The sequence below is a fragment of the Pseudomonas sp. F3-2 genome (assembly GCF_038804275.1).
Classification (GTDB): Bacteria; Pseudomonadota; Gammaproteobacteria; order Pseudomonadales; family Pseudomonadaceae; genus Aquipseudomonas.
In genome coordinates this window covers 3,466,955-3,484,219 of the sequence record NZ_CP152388.1, presented here as the reverse complement: position 1 = coordinate 3,484,219, position 17,265 = coordinate 3,466,955, and the positions used below count along the sequence as shown (strand labels likewise).

The 17,265-nt window shown below is 62.3% G+C and carries 14 protein-coding genes; 5 read left to right on the top strand and 9 right to left on the bottom strand.

The window, feature by feature from the left end:
- The 3 genes from AAGQ88_RS15845 to AAGQ88_RS15835 form a co-directional block, all read right to left on the bottom strand.
- Positions 1-906, bottom strand: a complete 906-nt coding sequence (locus tag AAGQ88_RS15845) for a sugar ABC transporter permease (RefSeq protein WP_285424828.1) — start codon at positions 904-906, stop codon at positions 1-3.
- A gap of 127 nt (positions 907-1,033) precedes the next feature.
- Positions 1,034-2,368, bottom strand: coding sequence for a sugar ABC transporter substrate-binding protein (locus AAGQ88_RS15840; protein ID WP_285424827.1), 1,335 nt, complete (start codon positions 2,366-2,368; stop codon positions 1,034-1,036).
- 72 nt (positions 2,369-2,440) lie between these two features.
- Positions 2,441-3,472, bottom strand: a complete 1,032-nt coding sequence (locus AAGQ88_RS15835; protein ID WP_342652892.1) for an alcohol dehydrogenase catalytic domain-containing protein — start codon at positions 3,470-3,472, stop codon at positions 2,441-2,443.
- A gap of 223 nt (positions 3,473-3,695) precedes the next feature.
- Between AAGQ88_RS15835 and ugpC the strand changes: the two genes are divergently transcribed.
- Positions 3,696-4,850 carry a sn-glycerol-3-phosphate ABC transporter ATP-binding protein UgpC gene (gene ugpC / locus AAGQ88_RS15830; RefSeq protein WP_342652891.1) on the top strand — a complete coding sequence of 385 codons (1,155 nt, stop codon included), beginning with the start codon at positions 3,696-3,698 and terminating at the stop codon, positions 4,848-4,850.
- Positions 4,851-4,880: 30 nt separating this feature from the next.
- Here the strand turns inward: ugpC and AAGQ88_RS15825 are convergent, their stop codons facing one another.
- The 3 genes from AAGQ88_RS15825 to AAGQ88_RS15815 all read right to left on the bottom strand — a co-directional run bounded on the left by AAGQ88_RS15825 (position 4,881) and on the right by AAGQ88_RS15815 (position 7,817).
- Positions 4,881-6,338: a YncE family protein gene (locus tag AAGQ88_RS15825; protein WP_342652890.1), complete on the bottom strand. Its 1,458-nt coding sequence runs from the start codon at positions 6,336-6,338 to the stop codon at positions 4,881-4,883.
- A gap of 36 nt (positions 6,339-6,374) precedes the next feature.
- Entirely contained in the window at positions 6,375-6,800 is a 426-nt protein-coding gene (locus AAGQ88_RS15820) for a DUF305 domain-containing protein (protein WP_342652889.1), read from the bottom strand.
- A gap of 93 nt (positions 6,801-6,893) precedes the next feature.
- Positions 6,894-7,817, bottom strand: a complete 924-nt coding sequence (locus tag AAGQ88_RS15815; RefSeq protein WP_285424822.1) for a LysR family transcriptional regulator — start codon at positions 7,815-7,817, stop codon at positions 6,894-6,896.
- 136 nt (positions 7,818-7,953) lie between these two features.
- Here AAGQ88_RS15815 and AAGQ88_RS15810 point away from each other — a divergent pair, with 136 nt between their 5' ends.
- Both AAGQ88_RS15810 and AAGQ88_RS15805 read left to right on the top strand, forming a co-directional pair.
- Entirely contained in the window at positions 7,954-9,009 is a 1,056-nt protein-coding gene (locus AAGQ88_RS15810; protein ID WP_285424821.1) for a tartrate dehydrogenase, read from the top strand.
- A gap of 128 nt (positions 9,010-9,137) precedes the next feature.
- Complete coding sequence (locus tag AAGQ88_RS15805; RefSeq protein WP_342652888.1) at positions 9,138-10,478, top strand: dicarboxylate/amino acid:cation symporter; 1,341 nt, start codon at positions 9,138-9,140, stop codon at positions 10,476-10,478.
- Here AAGQ88_RS15805 and AAGQ88_RS15800 read toward each other — a convergent pair.
- The gene (locus AAGQ88_RS15800; RefSeq protein ID WP_342652887.1) at positions 10,469-11,149 is read right to left on the bottom strand and encodes a murein L,D-transpeptidase catalytic domain family protein; all 681 of its coding nucleotides are present in this window, start codon (positions 11,147-11,149) and stop codon (positions 10,469-10,471) included. The genes AAGQ88_RS15805 and AAGQ88_RS15800 overlap by 10 nt on opposite strands.
- A 290-nt stretch (positions 11,150-11,439) precedes the next feature.
- Between AAGQ88_RS15800 and AAGQ88_RS15795 the strand changes: the two genes are divergently transcribed.
- On the top strand, positions 11,440-12,063 hold the full coding sequence (locus AAGQ88_RS15795) for a cell wall hydrolase (RefSeq protein WP_342652886.1): 624 nt from the start codon (positions 11,440-11,442) through the stop codon (positions 12,061-12,063).
- A 582-nt stretch (positions 12,064-12,645) separates the two neighbouring features.
- Here the strand turns inward: AAGQ88_RS15795 and AAGQ88_RS15790 are convergent.
- Together AAGQ88_RS15790 and AAGQ88_RS15785 are read right to left on the bottom strand one after the other, a co-directional pair.
- Positions 12,646-13,497, bottom strand: a complete 852-nt coding sequence (locus AAGQ88_RS15790; protein WP_342652885.1) for a CAP domain-containing protein — start codon at positions 13,495-13,497, stop codon at positions 12,646-12,648.
- 372 nt (positions 13,498-13,869) lie between these two features.
- Entirely contained in the window at positions 13,870-15,105 is a 1,236-nt protein-coding gene (locus AAGQ88_RS15785) for a carbohydrate porin (protein WP_342655823.1), read from the bottom strand.
- A 470-nt stretch (positions 15,106-15,575) separates the two neighbouring features.
- Here AAGQ88_RS15785 and AAGQ88_RS15780 point away from each other — a divergent pair, with 470 nt between their 5' ends.
- The gene (locus tag AAGQ88_RS15780; protein ID WP_342655822.1) at positions 15,576-17,249 is read left to right on the top strand and encodes a ShlB/FhaC/HecB family hemolysin secretion/activation protein; all 1,674 of its coding nucleotides are present in this window, start codon (positions 15,576-15,578) and stop codon (positions 17,247-17,249) included.
- Positions 17,250-17,265: the final 16 nt, after the last annotated feature.

Genomic DNA, 17,265 nt, shown 5'->3' with positions numbered 1-17,265 from the left:
TCAGATCTCCCGGTAGACGAATTTGATGTAGAGGCGCGCCAGCACAATGGTCAGAATCAGCAGCAGGATCGCCTGCGCTGAGGCCACGCCCTGATCGAACACCCGAAAGCCGATGCGCTGGATGTACACGCTGACCAGCTCGGTCGCCGCGCCCGGGCCGCCGCGGGTCATGGTGAACACGGTGTCGAACATTTTCAGGATGTCGGCGGTGCGCAGGATCAGGATGACCGTGGCGCTGGGCAGCAGGAAGGGCAGTTGCACGTAACGTACGATCTGCCAGCGACTGCGGGTTTCGAGGCGCGCGGCCTCTTCGATTTCGTTGGGCACCATGGTCAGGCCGGCCAGCAGCACCAGCGCGCAGAACGGTGTCCATTGCCAGATGTCCATCAGGGCCACGGCGATGAACGCATTGGTGGTGTCGCCCAGCCATTCCACGGGTCCGGCGTTGAGCATCGCGAGCAACGCGTTGGCCACCCCGAAGTCGCGGTTGAAGATCAGCCGGCCGATCAGACCGGCCACCGCAGGCGCGGTCGCCAGCGGAATCACCAGGCTCATCCGCGCCAACAGCTTGAAGCCTGACAGCCCCGGCTTGTGCAGCATCAACGCGATGATCAGGCCGAGCGCCATTTGAATCGGCACCACGGTCAACAGAAACAGACCGGTGCGACCCAGCGCGGCCCAGAACGAGGCATCGTTGAGCACGCTGAGGTAATTGTCGAAGCCGATGAAGGGCGTGGCGTCTTTGGGACGGGCCAGGTTGTACTGGCGAAACGAATTGACCAGCGCGAACACGGTCGGAAAAATCCCGATCAACGCCAGCGCGACGGTCGCGGGCGCCAAAAACGAGAAGGCGGCGCGAGTGTTGTTCCAGAGCGTCGGGAACACCGGTTTTTTGTTATTGGACATAGCACATTCTCAGAAGGCCTGTTTCTGCCGAAGGCGTTGCAGCTGCCGGGATGGCGCTGCACCTTGTCTCGCGCCACCCCGGAAGCTCCCACGGCCTGCGGCCAGAATCAGGAGCGCGTCGTGTCGGTTATTTCAGCAGTTTCGCCTTGCCGTCGTAGTAGCCCGCTTTCTTCAGGATGTCCTCCATTTTCGTGCCGATGGCCTTGGCCCCGTCCTGAACACTGGTTTTACCAAGCATGATCGCCGTGCCGTTCTCGCCGACCACTTCGGAGATTTCAGGCCACTGCGGGAAGCGTGGGCGGTAGTCCGGAACGCCGCCTTCCCAGGAGGTCACCATCGGCTGCACGAACGGGTATTTCTTCTGCACGTCCGCGTCCTTGTACACCGACATCCGGCCACTGACGCCGCCTGCATCCAGGTAAGGCCTGGCCATTGCCTCGGAGGTGACCCACTGAATGAACAGCCACGCCGCCGCTTTCTGTTTGTCGTCGGAGTGCGCGTTGACGCCGAGGGAGAACCCGCCCAGTGCAGGCTTGAGGCCCGCCGGCCCTTTGGGCTCTGTCGCCACCGCCAGGCAGTCGGTGATCTTGGATTTTCCGGGATCGGCCAGCGTGCTGTAGAACGCCGACCACTCGGTGATCATCGCCACCTTGCCCTGAGCCAGGGCGTTGACCGCTTCGTTGTGGTCATAATCGACGATGCCCGGCGGCATGAACTTCATCAGGTCCTGACGGAACTGCAGCCCTTGCTGAGACGCCTTGGAATTGAGGTTCGATTTGAAACCGGCATCCAGCAGCGAGCCGCCGAACGGCCAGAGGAAGCGCATGAAGCTGTCCGCCGACTGAGTCTCGCCCCGCCTGGACTGCAGCGCATAGGCGTAGCGGTCCTTGGACTTGTCGGTGAGTTTGGGCGCGTAAACCTTCAGCAGCTCGTCCCAGGTCGCTGGCGGTTTGTCGAAACCGGCGTCCTTGAGCATGCACTTGTTGTAGAACAGCAGGCCTGAGTAGTTATCGAACGGCAGCCCGTAGGTCTGCTTGTCCCAACTGCCGAATGACTCCAGCAGGATCGGGAAGAAGCCGTCGAGCTTCAGCTCCGGGTCCGCCAGCCTGGCATCCTTGGTGAACGTGGTGACCGGTTCCAGCCAGCCGTTACCGGCGAACTCGCCGATCCACACCACGTCCGTCAGGACCACGTCAAGCTGTTCACCGGAGGTGAAACTCAGCACCTGGCGCTCGCGGCTGTTCTCGTAGGGGACGGTTTCGTAGGCAACCTTGATGCCGGTCTTCTTCTCGAACTCCGGCAGCAGCTTGATCGCCGCGGCATAACCGGGGCGGTCGAGGAAAATCGCCTTGATCTCGGTGCCCTTGTAGGGCGCGGCGGCCTCTTCCAGGGTCCAGGCCTGAGCCGCGCCTGCACCCAGTGCGACCGACAGGGCGAGGGCATTCCATACCAGCTTCTTCATTACGCGACCTCTTTATTGTTGTTGGTGAGGATGACGTTGTCTGCGCTCACGCGCGTCAGCGATTGCGGTGTTTCATTCCGGGTTGGGCAGGATGATGGTCTTCAGCGCGCCGTCGAGAAAAGCGGACGGATAACGAAAGGCGTCAGTCGCCTGTTGCAGGTCGAAGCGATGAGTCACCAGACAGTCGACGTCCACCTGACCCTGCGCGACCAGGGCGATGGCCCGGTCGTAGACGTGGCCCATGCGCCGCGACAGGCGAATGTCCAGGCCTTTGCGGCGCAGCAGCGATGCGCTCAATGGCGCGTACTGATCGCCATCGGGAATGCCCACCAGCACCACTCGGCCGCCGATGCGCGCAGACTGCGCTGCGATCTGAAAACCTTCGGGGGAGTTGGTCGCTTCCAGCACCAGATCCACGCCTCGGCCATGGGTCCATTCGGCAATCGCGGCGTGGTCGGAGGCGACTTCGTCGGCGCCCAGCTGGCGGGCTTTCTCGGTGCGGTAATTGATCGGGTCGATGGCGTAGACGGCCTTTTTGCACATCATCTTCGCCAGTTGCAGCAGGCACAGGCCGATCGGGCCGCAGCCGATGATCGCCACCGTTTCGAACAGCTTCTTCGTACCGGCAAGATCCATCGCATGAATCGCCACGCCGAGGGGTTCGAGCATGACCGCCTGCACCGGCGTGAAGTGATCGGGAACGGGGTAGATCTGACTGGGCGAGACCACGATGTATTCGGTCATGGCGCCGTGGGTGTGAGGCGGCGAACCGAGGAACTGCACGTGGGGGCAGAGATTAACGTGACCGCGCTGGCACCACTCGCACTGACCGCAAGGCCTGGCCGGGTCCACGGCCACCAGTTGCCCGGCCTTGAGCTGCAGATCGGGATGGTCCTCGACCACACGGGCGGCAAATTCGTGCCCGGCGATGAAAGGCTCGGTGATGCGCGCATGACCGATGGCACCTTCCTTGTAATAATGCAGATCACTGCCGCAGACCCCGACAGCGCTGACCCGCAGCAACACTTCGTCGCCAGCCGGCACCGGCACCGGCTTGTCGCCGATGCGGATGTCGCGGATGCCATGGATGTATGCAGCCCGCATTCGGTGCGCTCCTTGACATTTGTATTTTTAGAATTACAAATGATCGTAGGACGAAATATTTCGCTGTCAAGTGTGCACACGAGACATTCCCGCAGGAGCGCGCTTGCCCGGGTCGCCACACACGAATGCATCGGGTCTGACGCTTTCGCGGGCAAGCGCGCTCCTACACATCGCAGCACGTTGCAGGTCTGAAACAACAACAATAATTTCAGAGGACACGATTTTGACTGAGCTCAGTTTAAGTGGCGTCGAGAAAGCCTACGGCGACATCAAGGTGTTGCATGACATCCACCTGAGCATCGAAAGCCGCGAATTCGTGGTCTTCGTCGGGCCTTCGGGGTGTGGCAAATCGACTTTGCTGCGGTGCATTGCCGGTCTTGAAAGCATCACGCAGGGGCAGATCCGGATCGGTGCGCGAGACGTGACCTTTCTCGAGCCTGCCGACCGGGGCGTGGCGATGGTCTTCCAGTCGTACGCGCTCTATCCGCACATGTCGGTCTACGACAACATCGCCTTCGGCCTGAAGATGCAGAAAACCCCCAAGGACCAGATCGAGGCCAAGGTGCGCAACGCCGCGCGCATCCTGCAGCTCGATCCCTTGCTCGAGCGCAAGCCCAAGGCGCTGTCGGGCGGACAGCGCCAGCGCGTCGCCATCGGGCGTGCCATCGTTCACGAGCCGGAAGTCTTTCTGTTCGACGAGCCGCTGTCCAACCTCGACGCGTCACTGCGGGTGCAGATGCGCATCGAGATCGCCCGGCTGCACGCCGACCTGCAGGCGACCATGGTGTACGTGACCCACGATCAGGTCGAAGCGATGACGCTGGCGGACAAGATTGTCGTGCTCAACAAGGGCTGCATCGAGCAGGTCGGCTCGCCGCTGGAGTTGTACCACCATCCACGCAACCTGTTCGTCGCAGGCTTCATTGGCTCGCCGCAGATGAGTTTCTTGCAGGTGTCGGCGACGGCGGTCAGTGCAGATGGCGTCGAGGTGGTGCTGCCCGGTGGCGGGCAGTTGCGTGTGCCGGTGCAGGGCGAAGGGGTCAAGGCGGGCGATGCGCTGACCTTGGGCCTGCGCCCCGAACATCTGTCGGAGCGCGGGCTGGGCGATGCGCAGATTCCGGTCAAAGCGCTGGTGGTCGAGCATCTGGGCGGGGAAACCTTCACTCATGCCCAGACGGCCGACGGCAGTGACCTGATGGTCAAGGGCGAGGGCATGTCTTCGGTCAAGGCCGGGCAGTCACTGGCGATCGGGGTCTCGGGCGTTCGCTGCCATCTGTTCGATGCCCAAGGCCAGGCGCTGCCTCATCAATTGCATTACACCGCCCGGCCTGCGGAAGAACAGCCGCCCCTGCCCGGAGCGGTCGCCGCCGCCCGTTGAACCGATTCGGGGCGGTGGCGAAAAGGCCGATTACTGCCCCTGAACCTGTACCAGCGTGCCGAGCTGATCCGGTTTGCCCGCCACTACGACCAGGTAGCGGCGCTGATCCTGAGCATCGCTCTGTACGATCTGACGGATCGGACCAATAGCGTTGACGATGGCCGAACCTGCCGGGTTGGTCATGAAGGCCGACAACGGCTCCAGCGTGCCGCTGCCGTCGGCCTTGTCAGCCAGCGCCAGGGTGTAAGGCTGTTTGGGTTCAAGCCCGGTCACTGCCGCCTGCAGCACTTGGGTCAGGCCCTGATTGAACAGCGTGACGCTGGTAGGCGCCTTGTCCGCGGTTTTGTTGACGGCGTTCAGGCTCAGATGCACCGCTTGCCCGGCCACGCCCAATGGCTTGAGGTTGTCGGTGCCGGGTCCTTTCTCCACTGCGTTGGGCACGTAGGCGATCGCCTGCGGCGCCTGGCCGATCGGGATGGTGGCGATGACCTTGTTGCTCAGGGTGTCGATGACCGCAAACGCATCGGCGTTTTCCAGCCCGACGTAAACGCGGCTGCCATCGCCGGAGGGCCATACGCCGTGAGGCAGATTGCCCACCGCAATCGTCGCGACCTTCTCGAAGGTGTCGGTGCGGTACACCTGCACTTCATTCAGCCCGCCCACGGTGATGTAGGCGAACGAGCCGTTGGCGTTGTTGACCAGATTGACGTGGTTGGCGATCGGGCCGATGTCCAGTGTCTTGATCAGCTTGAACGGTGGCCTGGCGTCGAAGACCTGCGCCTTGCCGACGTTCTTGAGGGTGAACCAGACCTGCTTGCCATCGGCGGATGCCGCGATGTTCGGGCAGAACGGGCTGACCTGCTGCACATGCCGGACAATCTTGTGGTCGGCGACCGACACCACGACGGTCTCCGGGTTGAATGAGGAGCAGACATAGCCGTATTTGCCGTCCGGCGAGAAGATCTGCATGCCGGGACCAGCGGGTGTCTTGATGCGGGTTTTTTCCTCGAAGGTCTTGGCATCGATCACTGACACGTAGTCTTCACCGCGCACCGTCACCCACACTTCTTTGCCGTCTGGCGTGAAAAACGCTTCGTGGGGCGCTCGGCCGACGTAGGTCTTGTGCTTGACGGTGTTGGTTTCGGTGTCGATGAAGGACACTGAGTTGGTTCCGATCGACACCACCGCCAGGGTCTTGTCGTCTGGCGAGAAGCCCAGTCCATGCACCAGCACCTCGCCTTTGTACAGCGGGCTGAGGTTGCCGGGCTGCGGGTCGCCCAGACTGATCACCCCCAACAGCTTGTTATCGACCGGGTTGGTCACCGATACCGTGTTGGAGAATTGCTCGGCAGCGTAGACGCGGTCGCTGTGAGAGACCGGAATGTCTTTGGCCGAGGCCTTGCCGGGAATCTGCCCGGCGAAGCTGGACACCGAAGCAGTCAACAGGGCACAGGTCAGCAGTGCCAGGGGCAAGCGTGGAAGGCTCATGGGGTATTCCTTCTTTCTGAGGTCCGGGATGAATGATCAGGGTTGGGTGGCGGCGGGCGACTGGGTCGGGGAGGCCACCGAGGGGGGCAGGGGCTGGCCGACGGCCAGGGCCATCGCGGCGATCTCCTGCTGCTGATCGACGATGATTTCCTGGGCGATGCGCTTGAGCTGTTCGTTGTGGCCGTACTTGAGCAGGGTCAGGGCCATGTCGATGGCGCCCTGATGGTGTGCGGTCATCATCGCGACGAAGTCGTGGTCGATGTCGCCGCTGGGCTTGACGTCCATGCCCGCCATCATCCTGTCCATGGCGGCATTGTTTTCGCTGACGAAGGGCGCCTCGGCGCTGAGCGGATCTGCGGCATCCGCGTGTTCGTGGCCATCGTGAGCCATGGCGGCGGACATCGCGCCCATGAACAGCAGGGCGAGCCCGCAGCGCAGCGAATGGCGAGTGGTACGTGGCATGTGCGTTTCCTCCTGGCTGAAAGCGTTCACAGGGGAGACGACGAGGGCGGGGGGTTATTCCATGGGAGTCGAAGGAATGCTCTTGATGATGCTTCAGTCGATCTCCGAAGCGGCTTCTCCCAAGTGGTCGATGTGTTTGAAGCGCTCCACCAGAAAATCGATCAGGCTGCGCACCCTTGCCGACAGATGAAGCTGCTGCGGATAGACCGCATAGACATCGGCGCGGGTCGGTGTCTGGTCTTCCAGCACCAGGCGCAGGCGGCCGCTGCGCACGTAACGGGCAATGTCCCATTCAGCGCGCAGCAAAATGCCGAATCCTTCCAGTGCCCAGTTGAGCGCCACTTCGCCGTCATTGCAGCCCAGTGCGCCGCGCACCTTGACGTTGTGGGTCTTGCCGCCATTGGTGAAGCTCCACACCCCGTACGGGGTTTCGTTCTGACGCAGGAAAATGCAGTTGTGGTCCTGCAGATCGGCCAGGCGCGTGGGCACACCGTGTTTTTCCAGGTACAGCGGAGAAGCACACAGCAAGCGACGGTTGGAGGCGATCTTGCGCGCATGAAAGGCCGCATCCGGCAGCGTGCCGAAGCGAATGCCCAGGTCGAAACCGTGGGCGCTCAGGTCCAGCGGGTGATCGCTGATTTCCAGCTGAATCTCGACCTCCGGATAGCGCGCAAAGAACGCCGCCAGCGCCGGCCCGATGTAACGCCGCCCGAAGCCCAGCGAAGCGTTGACTCGAATCAGCCCCTTGGGTGTGGCGCGGCTGCTGCTGACCAGCTGCTCGACCTCTTCGATCTGCGTGAGGATGCGCGCGGCATGGGAAAAATACAGCTCGCCTTCGGCCGTCAGGCTCATCGAGCGCGTGGTGCGGTTGACCAGGCGGATGCCCAGTCGGGCTTCCAGCGCACTCAGACGCTTGCTCACCGCTGGCGGCGTCACGCCCAGTTCTCGCGCGGTCGCGGCCAGGCTGCCCTGCTTGGCGAGAAGGTAGAAAAACTGCAGATCCAGGGTCTGGTTCATTCGTAACTCAAAGTTATGGATGTAGTGATTCTGAGTCACTCACTGCGTTGGTTTCACTACATATACTCCGCTCACACCCCGTTTGAACAGCCCGGTTCAGGCGGCATAACAAAAACGTTTGAGAGTGGAGTGGATCATGACCGCATACAAAATCGCAGCGATTCCCGGTGACGGCATTGGCGTGGAAGTCATCGCCGCCGGTGTAGAAGTGCTGCAAGCCCTGTCGAAGAAGTCCGGCTTCGAGCTGGACTTCAAACACTTCGACTGGAACTCCGACAACTACCTGAAAAACGGCTATTACATTCCCGAAGGCGGCCTGGAAGAACTGAAGCGTTTCGACGCGATTTTCTTCGGCGCCGTGGGCGCGTTGAACGTGCCGGACCATATTTCCCTGTGGGGCCTGCGCCTGCCGATCTGCCAGGGCTTCGACCAGTACGCCAATGTGCGTCCGGCGCGCGTGCTGCCGGGTGTGAAGAGCCCGCTGCACAACGGTGAGCAGATCGATTGGGTGGTGGTGCGCGAAAACTCCGAAGGCGAATACTCAGGCAACGGCGGCCGCGTGCACCGAGGGCTGCCTGAAGAGGTGGCCACCGAGGTGTCGGTGTTCACCCGTGCCGGCGTCGAACGCATCCATCGTTTTGCCTTCGAGCTGGCGCAGAGCCGCCCGCGCAAACACCTGACCATGGTGACCAAATCCAATGCCCAGCGCCACGGCATGGTGCTGTGGGACGAGATTTTCTACGAAGTCGCCAAAGACTTTCCGGACGTGAAAATCGACAAGGAACTGGTGGACGCCGTGACCACGCGCATGGTGCTCAAACCCGGCACGCTGGATGTGATCGTCGCCACCAACCTGCATGCCGACATCCTGTCCGACCTGGCTGCCGCGTTGTCCGGCAGCCTGGGCATTGCGCCGACAGCCAATCTCAATCCATCGCGCACATTTCCGTCGATGTTCGAGCCCATCCACGGCTCCGCATTCGACATCACCGGCAAAGGCGTCGCCAACCCGGTTGCGACGTTCTGGACCGCTGCACTGATGCTCGAACATCTGGGTCAGCCTGCCGCAGCCAAGCAACTGATGTCGGCGATCGAGGCCGTCACCGAAAGCGGCGTGCACACGCCTGATCTGGGCGGCACGGCGACCACGCGGCAGATCACCGACGCGGTGCTGGCGCTGATCAATCGCTGAGTGCCCGGCGGCCTGAGCGTCTCGGGCCGCCAACCGTTACAGCACGGCAAATCGCCGCGGGCGGGCGTGTTTACGCGATTCCGACCCTGCGGCACCTCCTGACAACAATAAGAAATCAGGGCCCTGTCATGAAAAGCATCCTGTCCAAGCTCTACGTTCAAGTCCTCATCGCGGTCATTCTCGGCGCCATCGTCGGGGTGTTCGTGCCGGACACCGCAACTGCCCTCAAACCGCTGGGTGATGCATTCATCAAGCTGATCAAAATGCTCCTCGCGCCAGTGATCTTCCTCACCGTGGTGTCGGGCATCGCGCGTATGGAAAGCATGAAGGAACTAGGGCGCGTGGGGCTGCGCGCGCTGCTGTATTTCGAGGTGGTGTCGACCCTGGCGCTGGTCGTGGGGCTGGTGGTGGTCGATGTCTTCAAACCCGGTGCCGGCATGAACATCGACGCCGCGACGCTCGACACTTCCAGCCTGGCCACTTACACCACGGCGGCCAAGCACAGCTCGTTCATGGACTTCATCATGAACATCATTCCCGACACCATCGTCGATGCCTTCGCCAAGGGCAACGTGCTGCAGATCCTGTTGTTTTCGATCCTGCTCGGTGTGGCGCTGGCGCAGGTCGGTCCGCGCGGCAAAGTCTTCGTCGACGCGCTGGACAGCCTCATGCAGGGGATGTTTCGGATCGTCAACATGGTCATGCGCCTGGCCCCCATCGGGGCCTTCGGCGCCATTGCCTTCACCATCGGCAAATACGGGTTCGGCTCGCTGTTTTCGCTGGGCAAGCTGATGGCCTGCGTGTACTTGACCTGCGCGTTGTTCGTGATCGTCGTGCTCGGGCCGATCTGTCGCTACAGCGGCTTCAGCCTGTGGAAATTCCTGCGCTTCATCAAGGAGGAGCTGTTCACCGTGCTCGGCACCAGCTCGTCTGAATCGGTGCTGCCGCAGATGATTTCCAAGATGGAAAAAGCCGGCGTGTCCAAGCCGGTGGCCGGAATGATCATTCCCTCGGGCCTGACCTTCAACCCCGACGGCCAGGCGATTTACTACACCATTGCGGCGATCTTCATTGCCCAGGCGACCAACACGCCGCTGACCCTGACGGATCAGTTGATCGTGTTGGCGGTGCTGATGTTCACCTCCAAAGGCTCGGCGGGTGTCACCGGATCGGGGTTCATCATCCTTGCAGCGACGCTGGCATCGCTGGGCACCATTCCGGTCGCGGGCATGGTTCTGCTGCTGGGCGTGGACCGCTTCATGTCCGAGGCACGGGCGATCACCAACACGATCGGTAACGGCGTCGGCACCATGGCGATCGCCCGGTGGGTCGGGGCGCTGGACACCGAGAAGATGCACCGGGCGCTCAACGGCGAGCCTGAACCGAGCATTGAACCGGCGTTGAAAACCCCCGAGTCGCCGACCAAGGCGCAGATCGTGCCGTCCCTTACGCGGGTGTCTCAGGGCTGAGCGGTCGCCCGGCCGGGCGCGCAATGGAGCAGCGTCGATGTCTTCAGCCACTGCGCGTCGGGATAGTAGATGAACACCAGTTGACCGTCCTTCATGACGTCTATCAGAGGACGGGCAACGCTGTTCGGTACGGCAGGGCAACCATGGCTCCTGCCGATTCGCCCGTTTTCGCGGGCGAACGCAGTGCTCACGTAGTCCGCCCCGTGGATCACCACGTCGCGCTCGAACGCCCGATCATTGAAACCCGCTTCCAGGCCGTCCATGCGCAACGAGTAGCCATTGCGGCCGACGTAGGGTTCGCGTGTGCTGTACAGGCCGATGCTCGACGCCAGACTCGAGGGTTCGTTGGAAAAGCGCGTGGCCATGTTCTCGCCGCTGTTGCGCCCGTGTGCAACCCGTTCGTGAAACAGCAAACGACGCTGCGCCAGATCGAATACCCACAAGCGCTCTTCGGTGGAGGGCAACGAATAATCGATCACCGCCAGGCGCATGGGGTGCGTGCCGGTCTGCGTCTGATGACACTGCGTCGCCTGCAGCGCCAGCTCGATCACTTGAGGATTGGCCGTGGGCGCCGCATGGGCCAGCGCGGCGTGCAGCGATGGCGCATCGTCGGCGCGGCAAAAGGCGCTCGCGAACAACAGGGCCAGTGATGACAGACGCGTGATCGGCATCGATGAGCTCATGTGGGGGACGCAGGTTGGTCGCCAATATCGGCAACGGCAAGGCGACTTGGCAAGTGGTTTTGGTCCTGAGCTCGGAGGGGATTGCATAAAACCAAAACGCCACTATGCTGCTGTCGGCGAGCGCATCCGATGTGACATGCGCTTGCGAACGGTCCCCATAACAATCGTGTCGACGACAGCTTGCGATGTTCCGATTCACCGCTGGCTGCGCGCCCTCCGTGGCCGCACAGACGTGACCCGGGTGCAGGATCGATCGGCCTCATGCAGAAGGTTCGACGATGCGCCTCATTTCTCTTTCGACAGGCCTGATCGCGATGCTGTTCGCGGCCGGGACACTCGCCGACGACGCAGCGCCTGCGCCGGAAGCGGTGGTCAGCAAAGCACAGGTGCTGGAAGAAAAAGCCGCCGAAAAGGACGGCCCGACGCCGGCGGTGCCGCAAAACCAGATCATCACCAAATCCGAAGCCCAGGCCGTCGATCCGGCCGGCGTGGCGTCCGTGGATGACGCCCTCACGTGTCTGTCGCGGACCATTTACTGGGAGGCCAAGGGCGGCAGCGATGCAGACATGGAAGCGGTCGCCAACGTGGTCCTCAATCGCCTGGGCCATGAGGGCTATCCCGACACCGTGTGCGGCGTGGTGAAGCAGGGCGTGGAGAAAAAGGCCTGCCAGTTTTCATGGTGGTGCGATGGGCGTTCCGATCAGGTGCAGGAAGACGACCGCTACGCCGCGTCGAAAGAAATCGCCCGCAAGGCGCTCAATCAGCAACTCACCGACCGGACCCGCGGCGCGATGTATTTTCACGACCGCAACGTCAAACCGGCGTGGGCGTCCGAGTACATCAAGACCGCCGAAACCGGCAAGTTCCAGTTCTATAAACCCAGAGATGGCAAGGCCAAGTGACGGTCAGGCGGGCCACGAGGCTGTAGGCGTGAGCTTGTCTCTAGGCTGGTTTCGAACGGGCGCAAGGCCTGTAGGAGCGCGCTTGCCCTGGGCCGCACTCGGACGATCTGTCGGGAACCGGCAGCAAGTCCGGTGCATGCGGTGTGTCTGATTTACCGAGGTGACTGGTTTTACGACTGCTGCGCAGCCGATCGCGGGCAAGCCACACTCCTACAACGTTTGTGCGGTGCGGACCGGTATCGCGGCAGGCCAAAAGACCTGTAGGAGTGAGCTTGCTCGCGAAGACTGAGTTTCAGCCGATGCTTATTCAGCGAATGTACCGGCCTGTTCGCGGGCAAGCGCGCTCCTACCAGGGTTGCGCGGCGCGGACGGGTATCGCGGCAGGCCAAAGATCTGTAGGAGTGAGCTTGCTCGCGAAGACTGAGTTTCAGCCGATGCATGTTCAGCGAATGTACCGGCCTGTTCGCGGGCAAGCGCGCTCCTACCAGGGTTGCGCGGCGCTGGCTGGATTCGTCAACGGGCCACAAGACCTGTAGGGTGAGCTTGCTCGCGAAGGCTCGGTCTGTGGCGCCTCGGCTGGCGTCATTGCACGCCGAACACCGCCGTCCAATAAATGCCCGCGTCGCTTTTCGGGTCGACGGCGTAGGCGGCGCCGAGTTCGCGGAATTGCGGGTTCATCAGGTTGGCGCAGTGCCCGGGGCTGGCCAGCCAACCGTCGACGACTTTGCGCGCGTTGTCCTGGCCGGCGGCGATGTTCTCGCCGATCTGCTGGCCGATATAACCCGCCAGCTCCGCGCGGTCGCCAGGAGTGCCGCCGTTGCGGCCTTTGTGGTCGAAGAAATTATTGTTGGCCATCGAGCGGGAGTGGCTCTCGGCTGCGCTGGTGAGGTTGTCGTTCCAGGTCAGCGGGGACGCCGCTGAATAAGGCTGACCACCGCATTGATGAGGCACGGAGCGCGCGGCGTTGATCAGATCGAGCATCTTGCGGCCTTCAGCCTGCGAATTACCCAGACCGCCCGCCAGCAGTGGACGCGCAAGGACGATGCGCCAGTCGCGGTCGGCGCGGCTTACGCCGATGTCGACAAACTGCGGGTTGAGCACCACCTGACAGAAGCTTTCCTGAATCGCCGCCATCGCCGATTGCGCATCGCGCGGGCCGGAAAGGGTGATCGCCTGCACCGTGACCATCGGATAAGACGCCCGCGCCAGCATCGGTTGCAGGTCCACGGTGCCGGTGGCCGGCAGGTTCAGGCGTGGGTCCGTGGTCAGTGGCGGCAGCTCTTGCGAGGCCAGGTTGGCGCAAGGCTGCGCCTGGCTGCGATAGGTATTGATGGACTGGATCAGTTGCGTTTCTTCGCTGGCAACCGCCGTCCCGGTCACCAGCAGCACCCACGACAAGGCGGCAAGAGGCGTGATGAATATTCTGAAACGCATGGAAATCTCCCTTGAGCTGACGCGCCCATGATGCGCGATTTTGCCGGTAGCGAAATAGTCTGAGCCAAACAATCGGCGGAGGTTGCAGTTTTGCATGAGGATTTTGCAAACATTGCCTGCGGGATGGCCGCCGTGACAGCCTGCGCGGGGGCCGTACGCCCGCAACGATTGACGTGAATGGCGGCGTGATGGAGAGGGCGGGACGAGAGAGAGAACAGCACACTCGATCCGCATGCGTGCCGGGCAATGACCCGGGCGGGCCATCCACGCGGGCAAAGGATGCAGTGAAGGGGCAGGTCGACGATGACGGCTGGGGAAGTGGAGAGCACGTAGCCGCCCGGCGAGGCGAACGGCTACCGAATCAGCAGCGGGTTACAGCGTCGCTTTGACTTGCAGGCCGAGGATCAGCGTGTTGTCGATGTCTTCGCCATAGAACGCACCGGGTTCGATGATGTACTGCAGCGAAGGGCGGATCGTCAGCCACGGCGCCACTTGCGCACCGTACGTCATTTCCACCAGGCCTTCGCCGCTGGCGAGATCAGGAAAGTCCTGCCCGTTGGCGAGCGCGGCGCTTTCCTGCACGTCACGGCTACGCGAATTGAACACCGCGCGGCCGTAGCCGATGGCGACCGTGTCGTTGGGACGCGACACGAACGGCTTTTTCAACGCAAAACCTGCCGAATACCAGCGGCGAAACGGCGCGGCGGCCGCACTGGCGTTGGAGAACTGCGCGAACATGTGCACGTTGCGCCCGGTCACGTCAGTGGAGTTCCAGATGTCCTGATCCATCAGGAGATATGAGCCTTCGCGCCCGCCGACTTGCTTGCTGGTGCCGATGCGCGGCGCGTCCGAGGTGTCGTAGTAGTACCCGACGCGGTATTCGCCGGGCATCTCGCCCAGCACGTTGTAGATGGCCTCGATGGGCAGGATGTTGCCGGTGCTGTCCTTGGGCGTCACGTGCCAGGCCCGGCTGGAATCGCCATTGCTCGCCGCGTCGACTTTATACGCAGCGACTTGCAGGGCGAAGTTGGGCGTGAAGCGATATTTTGCCGTGCCGCCCAGATGGGCATTCGGGTAATTGCTCCAGCCGCTGCCGCCGGACATTGCCAGCGGGTGGCCGCAAAAACCGGCGTTCATGAAGTTGCACAGAATGCCGCTGGTCAGGCCGCCCAGGTCGTTGCCCATGGCCAGGTAGCCGAGCTTGACGTTGAGCGCCGGCGTAAACAGCGTGTTTTCGTAGCTCAGTTCGGTCAGGCGGGTATAAAGGCCGCCGTAGTTTTCCTGGACCGGCAGGCGGTTGCCCACCAGATCGCCCGAGCCGTCGTTGCCGCGCCGGTCGTTGATGGTCAGCTGGATGCGACCGCCGCTTTCGAGATCGAACAACTTGCCCAGATCGAACTGTGCACCCAGCTTGATGTTCTGTGAGTACCGCGTGCCGCGCTGTTTGCCGCCGTGGGCGTTGTAGACCGTCTCGCCGCTGTAGTCGCCGGTGATCTTCACGCCCTGCGCCGCCAGCCTGCTGCGGTTTCCTTCCCAATCGCCAGTCATCGTCGACCGGTCCTGCCAGTCATCGGCCATCGATGGCGAAGACGCGGCCAGGGCCAGCATCGAACCGGCGACAAGCGCCACGGAGAGCCCGCGGCGGGAACCGGGCTCAGCAGAAAAACGCGAAGGAATGCTCATTAATCAACCTGAAGTGCAGAAGGCGTCGCAGGGACGAGGGCAGTGAAGGCGAGGCCGCACGCGGGTGCGCTCGCAAGCGGGCGCAATGAAACCATAATTATGGACCAACCGGTTAATCCATTATCGCGATTGCGACTATCGTCGAAGTCCATGGTCGCGGGGTATCAGGGTGGCCGCTGGGTCAGGCCGCTTCAGCCGGTTAGTCAGACCGGCGCTTGCACCATCCCTTCCATGCCGGAAGCGCCGGGATTTTTCTGAAAGTTGTAACAAACCCGGCATACGGCGGGCCGAGTAATTGACGCCAAAGATATGGCTACCTAAAATTGCACCGCTTATTTGATATCACTATGCCATCGCAAGGACGCTCCGTGGTTGTTTTCATTCCGAAGGTTTCGCTGTTTGGCCTGCTGACCATCGTGTCTTTTTCCGTAGTGGCAGCGCCCACTCCGGGGGAGCAAGATCTCATTCGCGACCGGCAGGATCGCCTGCTGCAAGAGCAACAACGCCGCCTCGAAGAACTCAAGGATCTGCCCGGCAGGCAAGCCGCGCCGGCGCAGCCCAGCGCACCCGCCGACACCCGCTGCTTCACCATCACCACCATCGAACTCAAAGGCGCCGACTCACTCTCCGAGTCCGAGCGCAAACGTTTGACCCGGCCGTATCTGGGCCAATGCCTTGGCGTCTCGCAGCTCAATCAGCTGCTGAAAGTCATCACCGATCTGTACATCGAGAAGGGATTGGTCACCAGCCGCGCGTACCTGCCGCAACAGGATCTGTCGAACGGGCAGCTGCAGGTGCTGATCGTTGAAGGTCGCCTCGAGACGCTCAAAAGCGATGCCAACAGCGGCCTGAGTGATCGCGAACTGGCCATGGCGTTTCCGGGGCAGGAAGGGCAACTGGTCAACCTGCGCGAGATCGAGCAGATGGTTGATCAGCTCAACCGCCTGCCATCCAATCAGGCGCAAATGGAGCTGACCCCGGGCCAAGCCGTTGGTGGCAGCGACGTGCTGGTCAAGAACACACCGCAAAAGCCCTGGCGCGCTAGCCTGTCGCGCAACAACGACGGCCAGCGCAGCACCGGCGAACAGCAGTGGAATACCGGGTTTGAATGGGACAGCCCGCTGGGTCTGGCCGACCAGCTGAGCTTGCGCGGTGGCCACGATGCGATGACCGATTCGGCACACACCTCGCATAACGCCTCGCTGGCCTACAACCTGCCGTGGGGTTGGTGGAACTTCACGTACAGCTACAGCGAAAGCGATTTTCGCTCCCAGGTGCAGGCCAACGGCTTTAACTTCAAACAGAGCGGCGACAGCCAGACCCATCAGCTGCGCGCCGAGCGGGTCATCTATCGCGATGCACTGAGCAAAACCTCGCTCAACGTCGGCCTGTCCAACCTGCGCACCAACAACTACATCGAAGACAGCCGCCTGGCGCTGAGCAGCAACCGCATCAGCGAAGTGCAGTACGGCATTAACCACGGCCGTCGCGTCGGCGGGGCGTTTCTCAACGTCGACCTGGGCATGCAGCAGGGCATCAGCGCCTTCGATGCCCAGGAAAATGACCATCCCGGCCCCGGCGAGGCGGATGCGCGTTACCGCAAGTACACCGGGACGGTCAGCTACCTGCAGCCGTTCAAGCTGTTCGGCGAGAGCCTGACCTTCACCAGCCTGGCCACCGGTCAGCGCAGTGAGGACGTGCTGTTCAGCCCTCAGCGCATGAGCCTGGGCGGCTCGGCATCGGTGCGCGGCTACAAGGATCAGTTTCTCTCGGGTGACAGCGGCGGCTACTGGCGCAACGAGCTGCGCCTGACCCTCCCGGTGACGCTTGAATGGCTGCGCCCAGTATTCAGCGACTATGGCACTGCCCTCGGTTACGACCAGGGCGTGATCCGCAACGATCGCTACAACGGCGACGAGCACGGGCGCATGTCCAGCAACTCTTTCGAATTTTTCGCCCGTGGCCAGCACGTCGCGGCGACCGCCACCTTTGCCCACTCTCTGGAGCGTCCGGCCGGCCTGATCGAGCGCGAATCGCCGATCTATTTCCGCCTGGATTTTTTCCTCTAACGTTTCGCCGAGATAC

Bases quoted from the DNA above. Each gene is read 5' to 3' on its own strand.
- AAGQ88_RS15785 (WP_342655823.1), bottom strand. From the start codon at position 15,105: ATGCTGGCCCTGGCCGCGTCTTCGCCATCGATGGCCGATGACTGGCAG.
- AAGQ88_RS15790 (WP_342652885.1), bottom strand. From the start codon at position 13,497: ATGCGTTTCAGAATATTCATCACGCCTCTTGCCGCCTTGTCGTGGGTG.
- AAGQ88_RS15840 (WP_285424827.1), bottom strand. From the start codon at position 2,368: ATGAAGAAGCTGGTATGGAATGCCCTCGCCCTGTCGGTCGCACTGGGT.
- AAGQ88_RS15825 (WP_342652890.1), bottom strand. From the start codon at position 6,338: ATGAGCCTTCCACGCTTGCCCCTGGCACTGCTGACCTGTGCCCTGTTG.
- AAGQ88_RS15795 (WP_342652886.1), top strand. From the start codon at position 11,440: ATGCGCCTCATTTCTCTTTCGACAGGCCTGATCGCGATGCTGTTCGCG.
- AAGQ88_RS15835 (WP_342652892.1), bottom strand. From the start codon at position 3,472: ATGCGGGCTGCATACATCCATGGCATCCGCGACATCCGCATCGGCGAC.
- AAGQ88_RS15845 (WP_285424828.1), bottom strand. From the start codon at position 906: ATGTCCAATAACAAAAAACCGGTGTTCCCGACGCTCTGGAACAACACT.
- AAGQ88_RS15815 (WP_285424822.1), bottom strand. From the start codon at position 7,817: ATGAACCAGACCCTGGATCTGCAGTTTTTCTACCTTCTCGCCAAGCAG.
- AAGQ88_RS15810 (WP_285424821.1), top strand. From the start codon at position 7,954: ATGACCGCATACAAAATCGCAGCGATTCCCGGTGACGGCATTGGCGTG.
- AAGQ88_RS15800 (WP_342652887.1), bottom strand. From the start codon at position 11,149: ATGCCGATCACGCGTCTGTCATCACTGGCCCTGTTGTTCGCGAGCGCC.
- AAGQ88_RS15805 (WP_342652888.1), top strand. From the start codon at position 9,138: ATGAAAAGCATCCTGTCCAAGCTCTACGTTCAAGTCCTCATCGCGGTC.
- AAGQ88_RS15820 (WP_342652889.1), bottom strand. From the start codon at position 6,800: ATGCCACGTACCACTCGCCATTCGCTGCGCTGCGGGCTCGCCCTGCTG.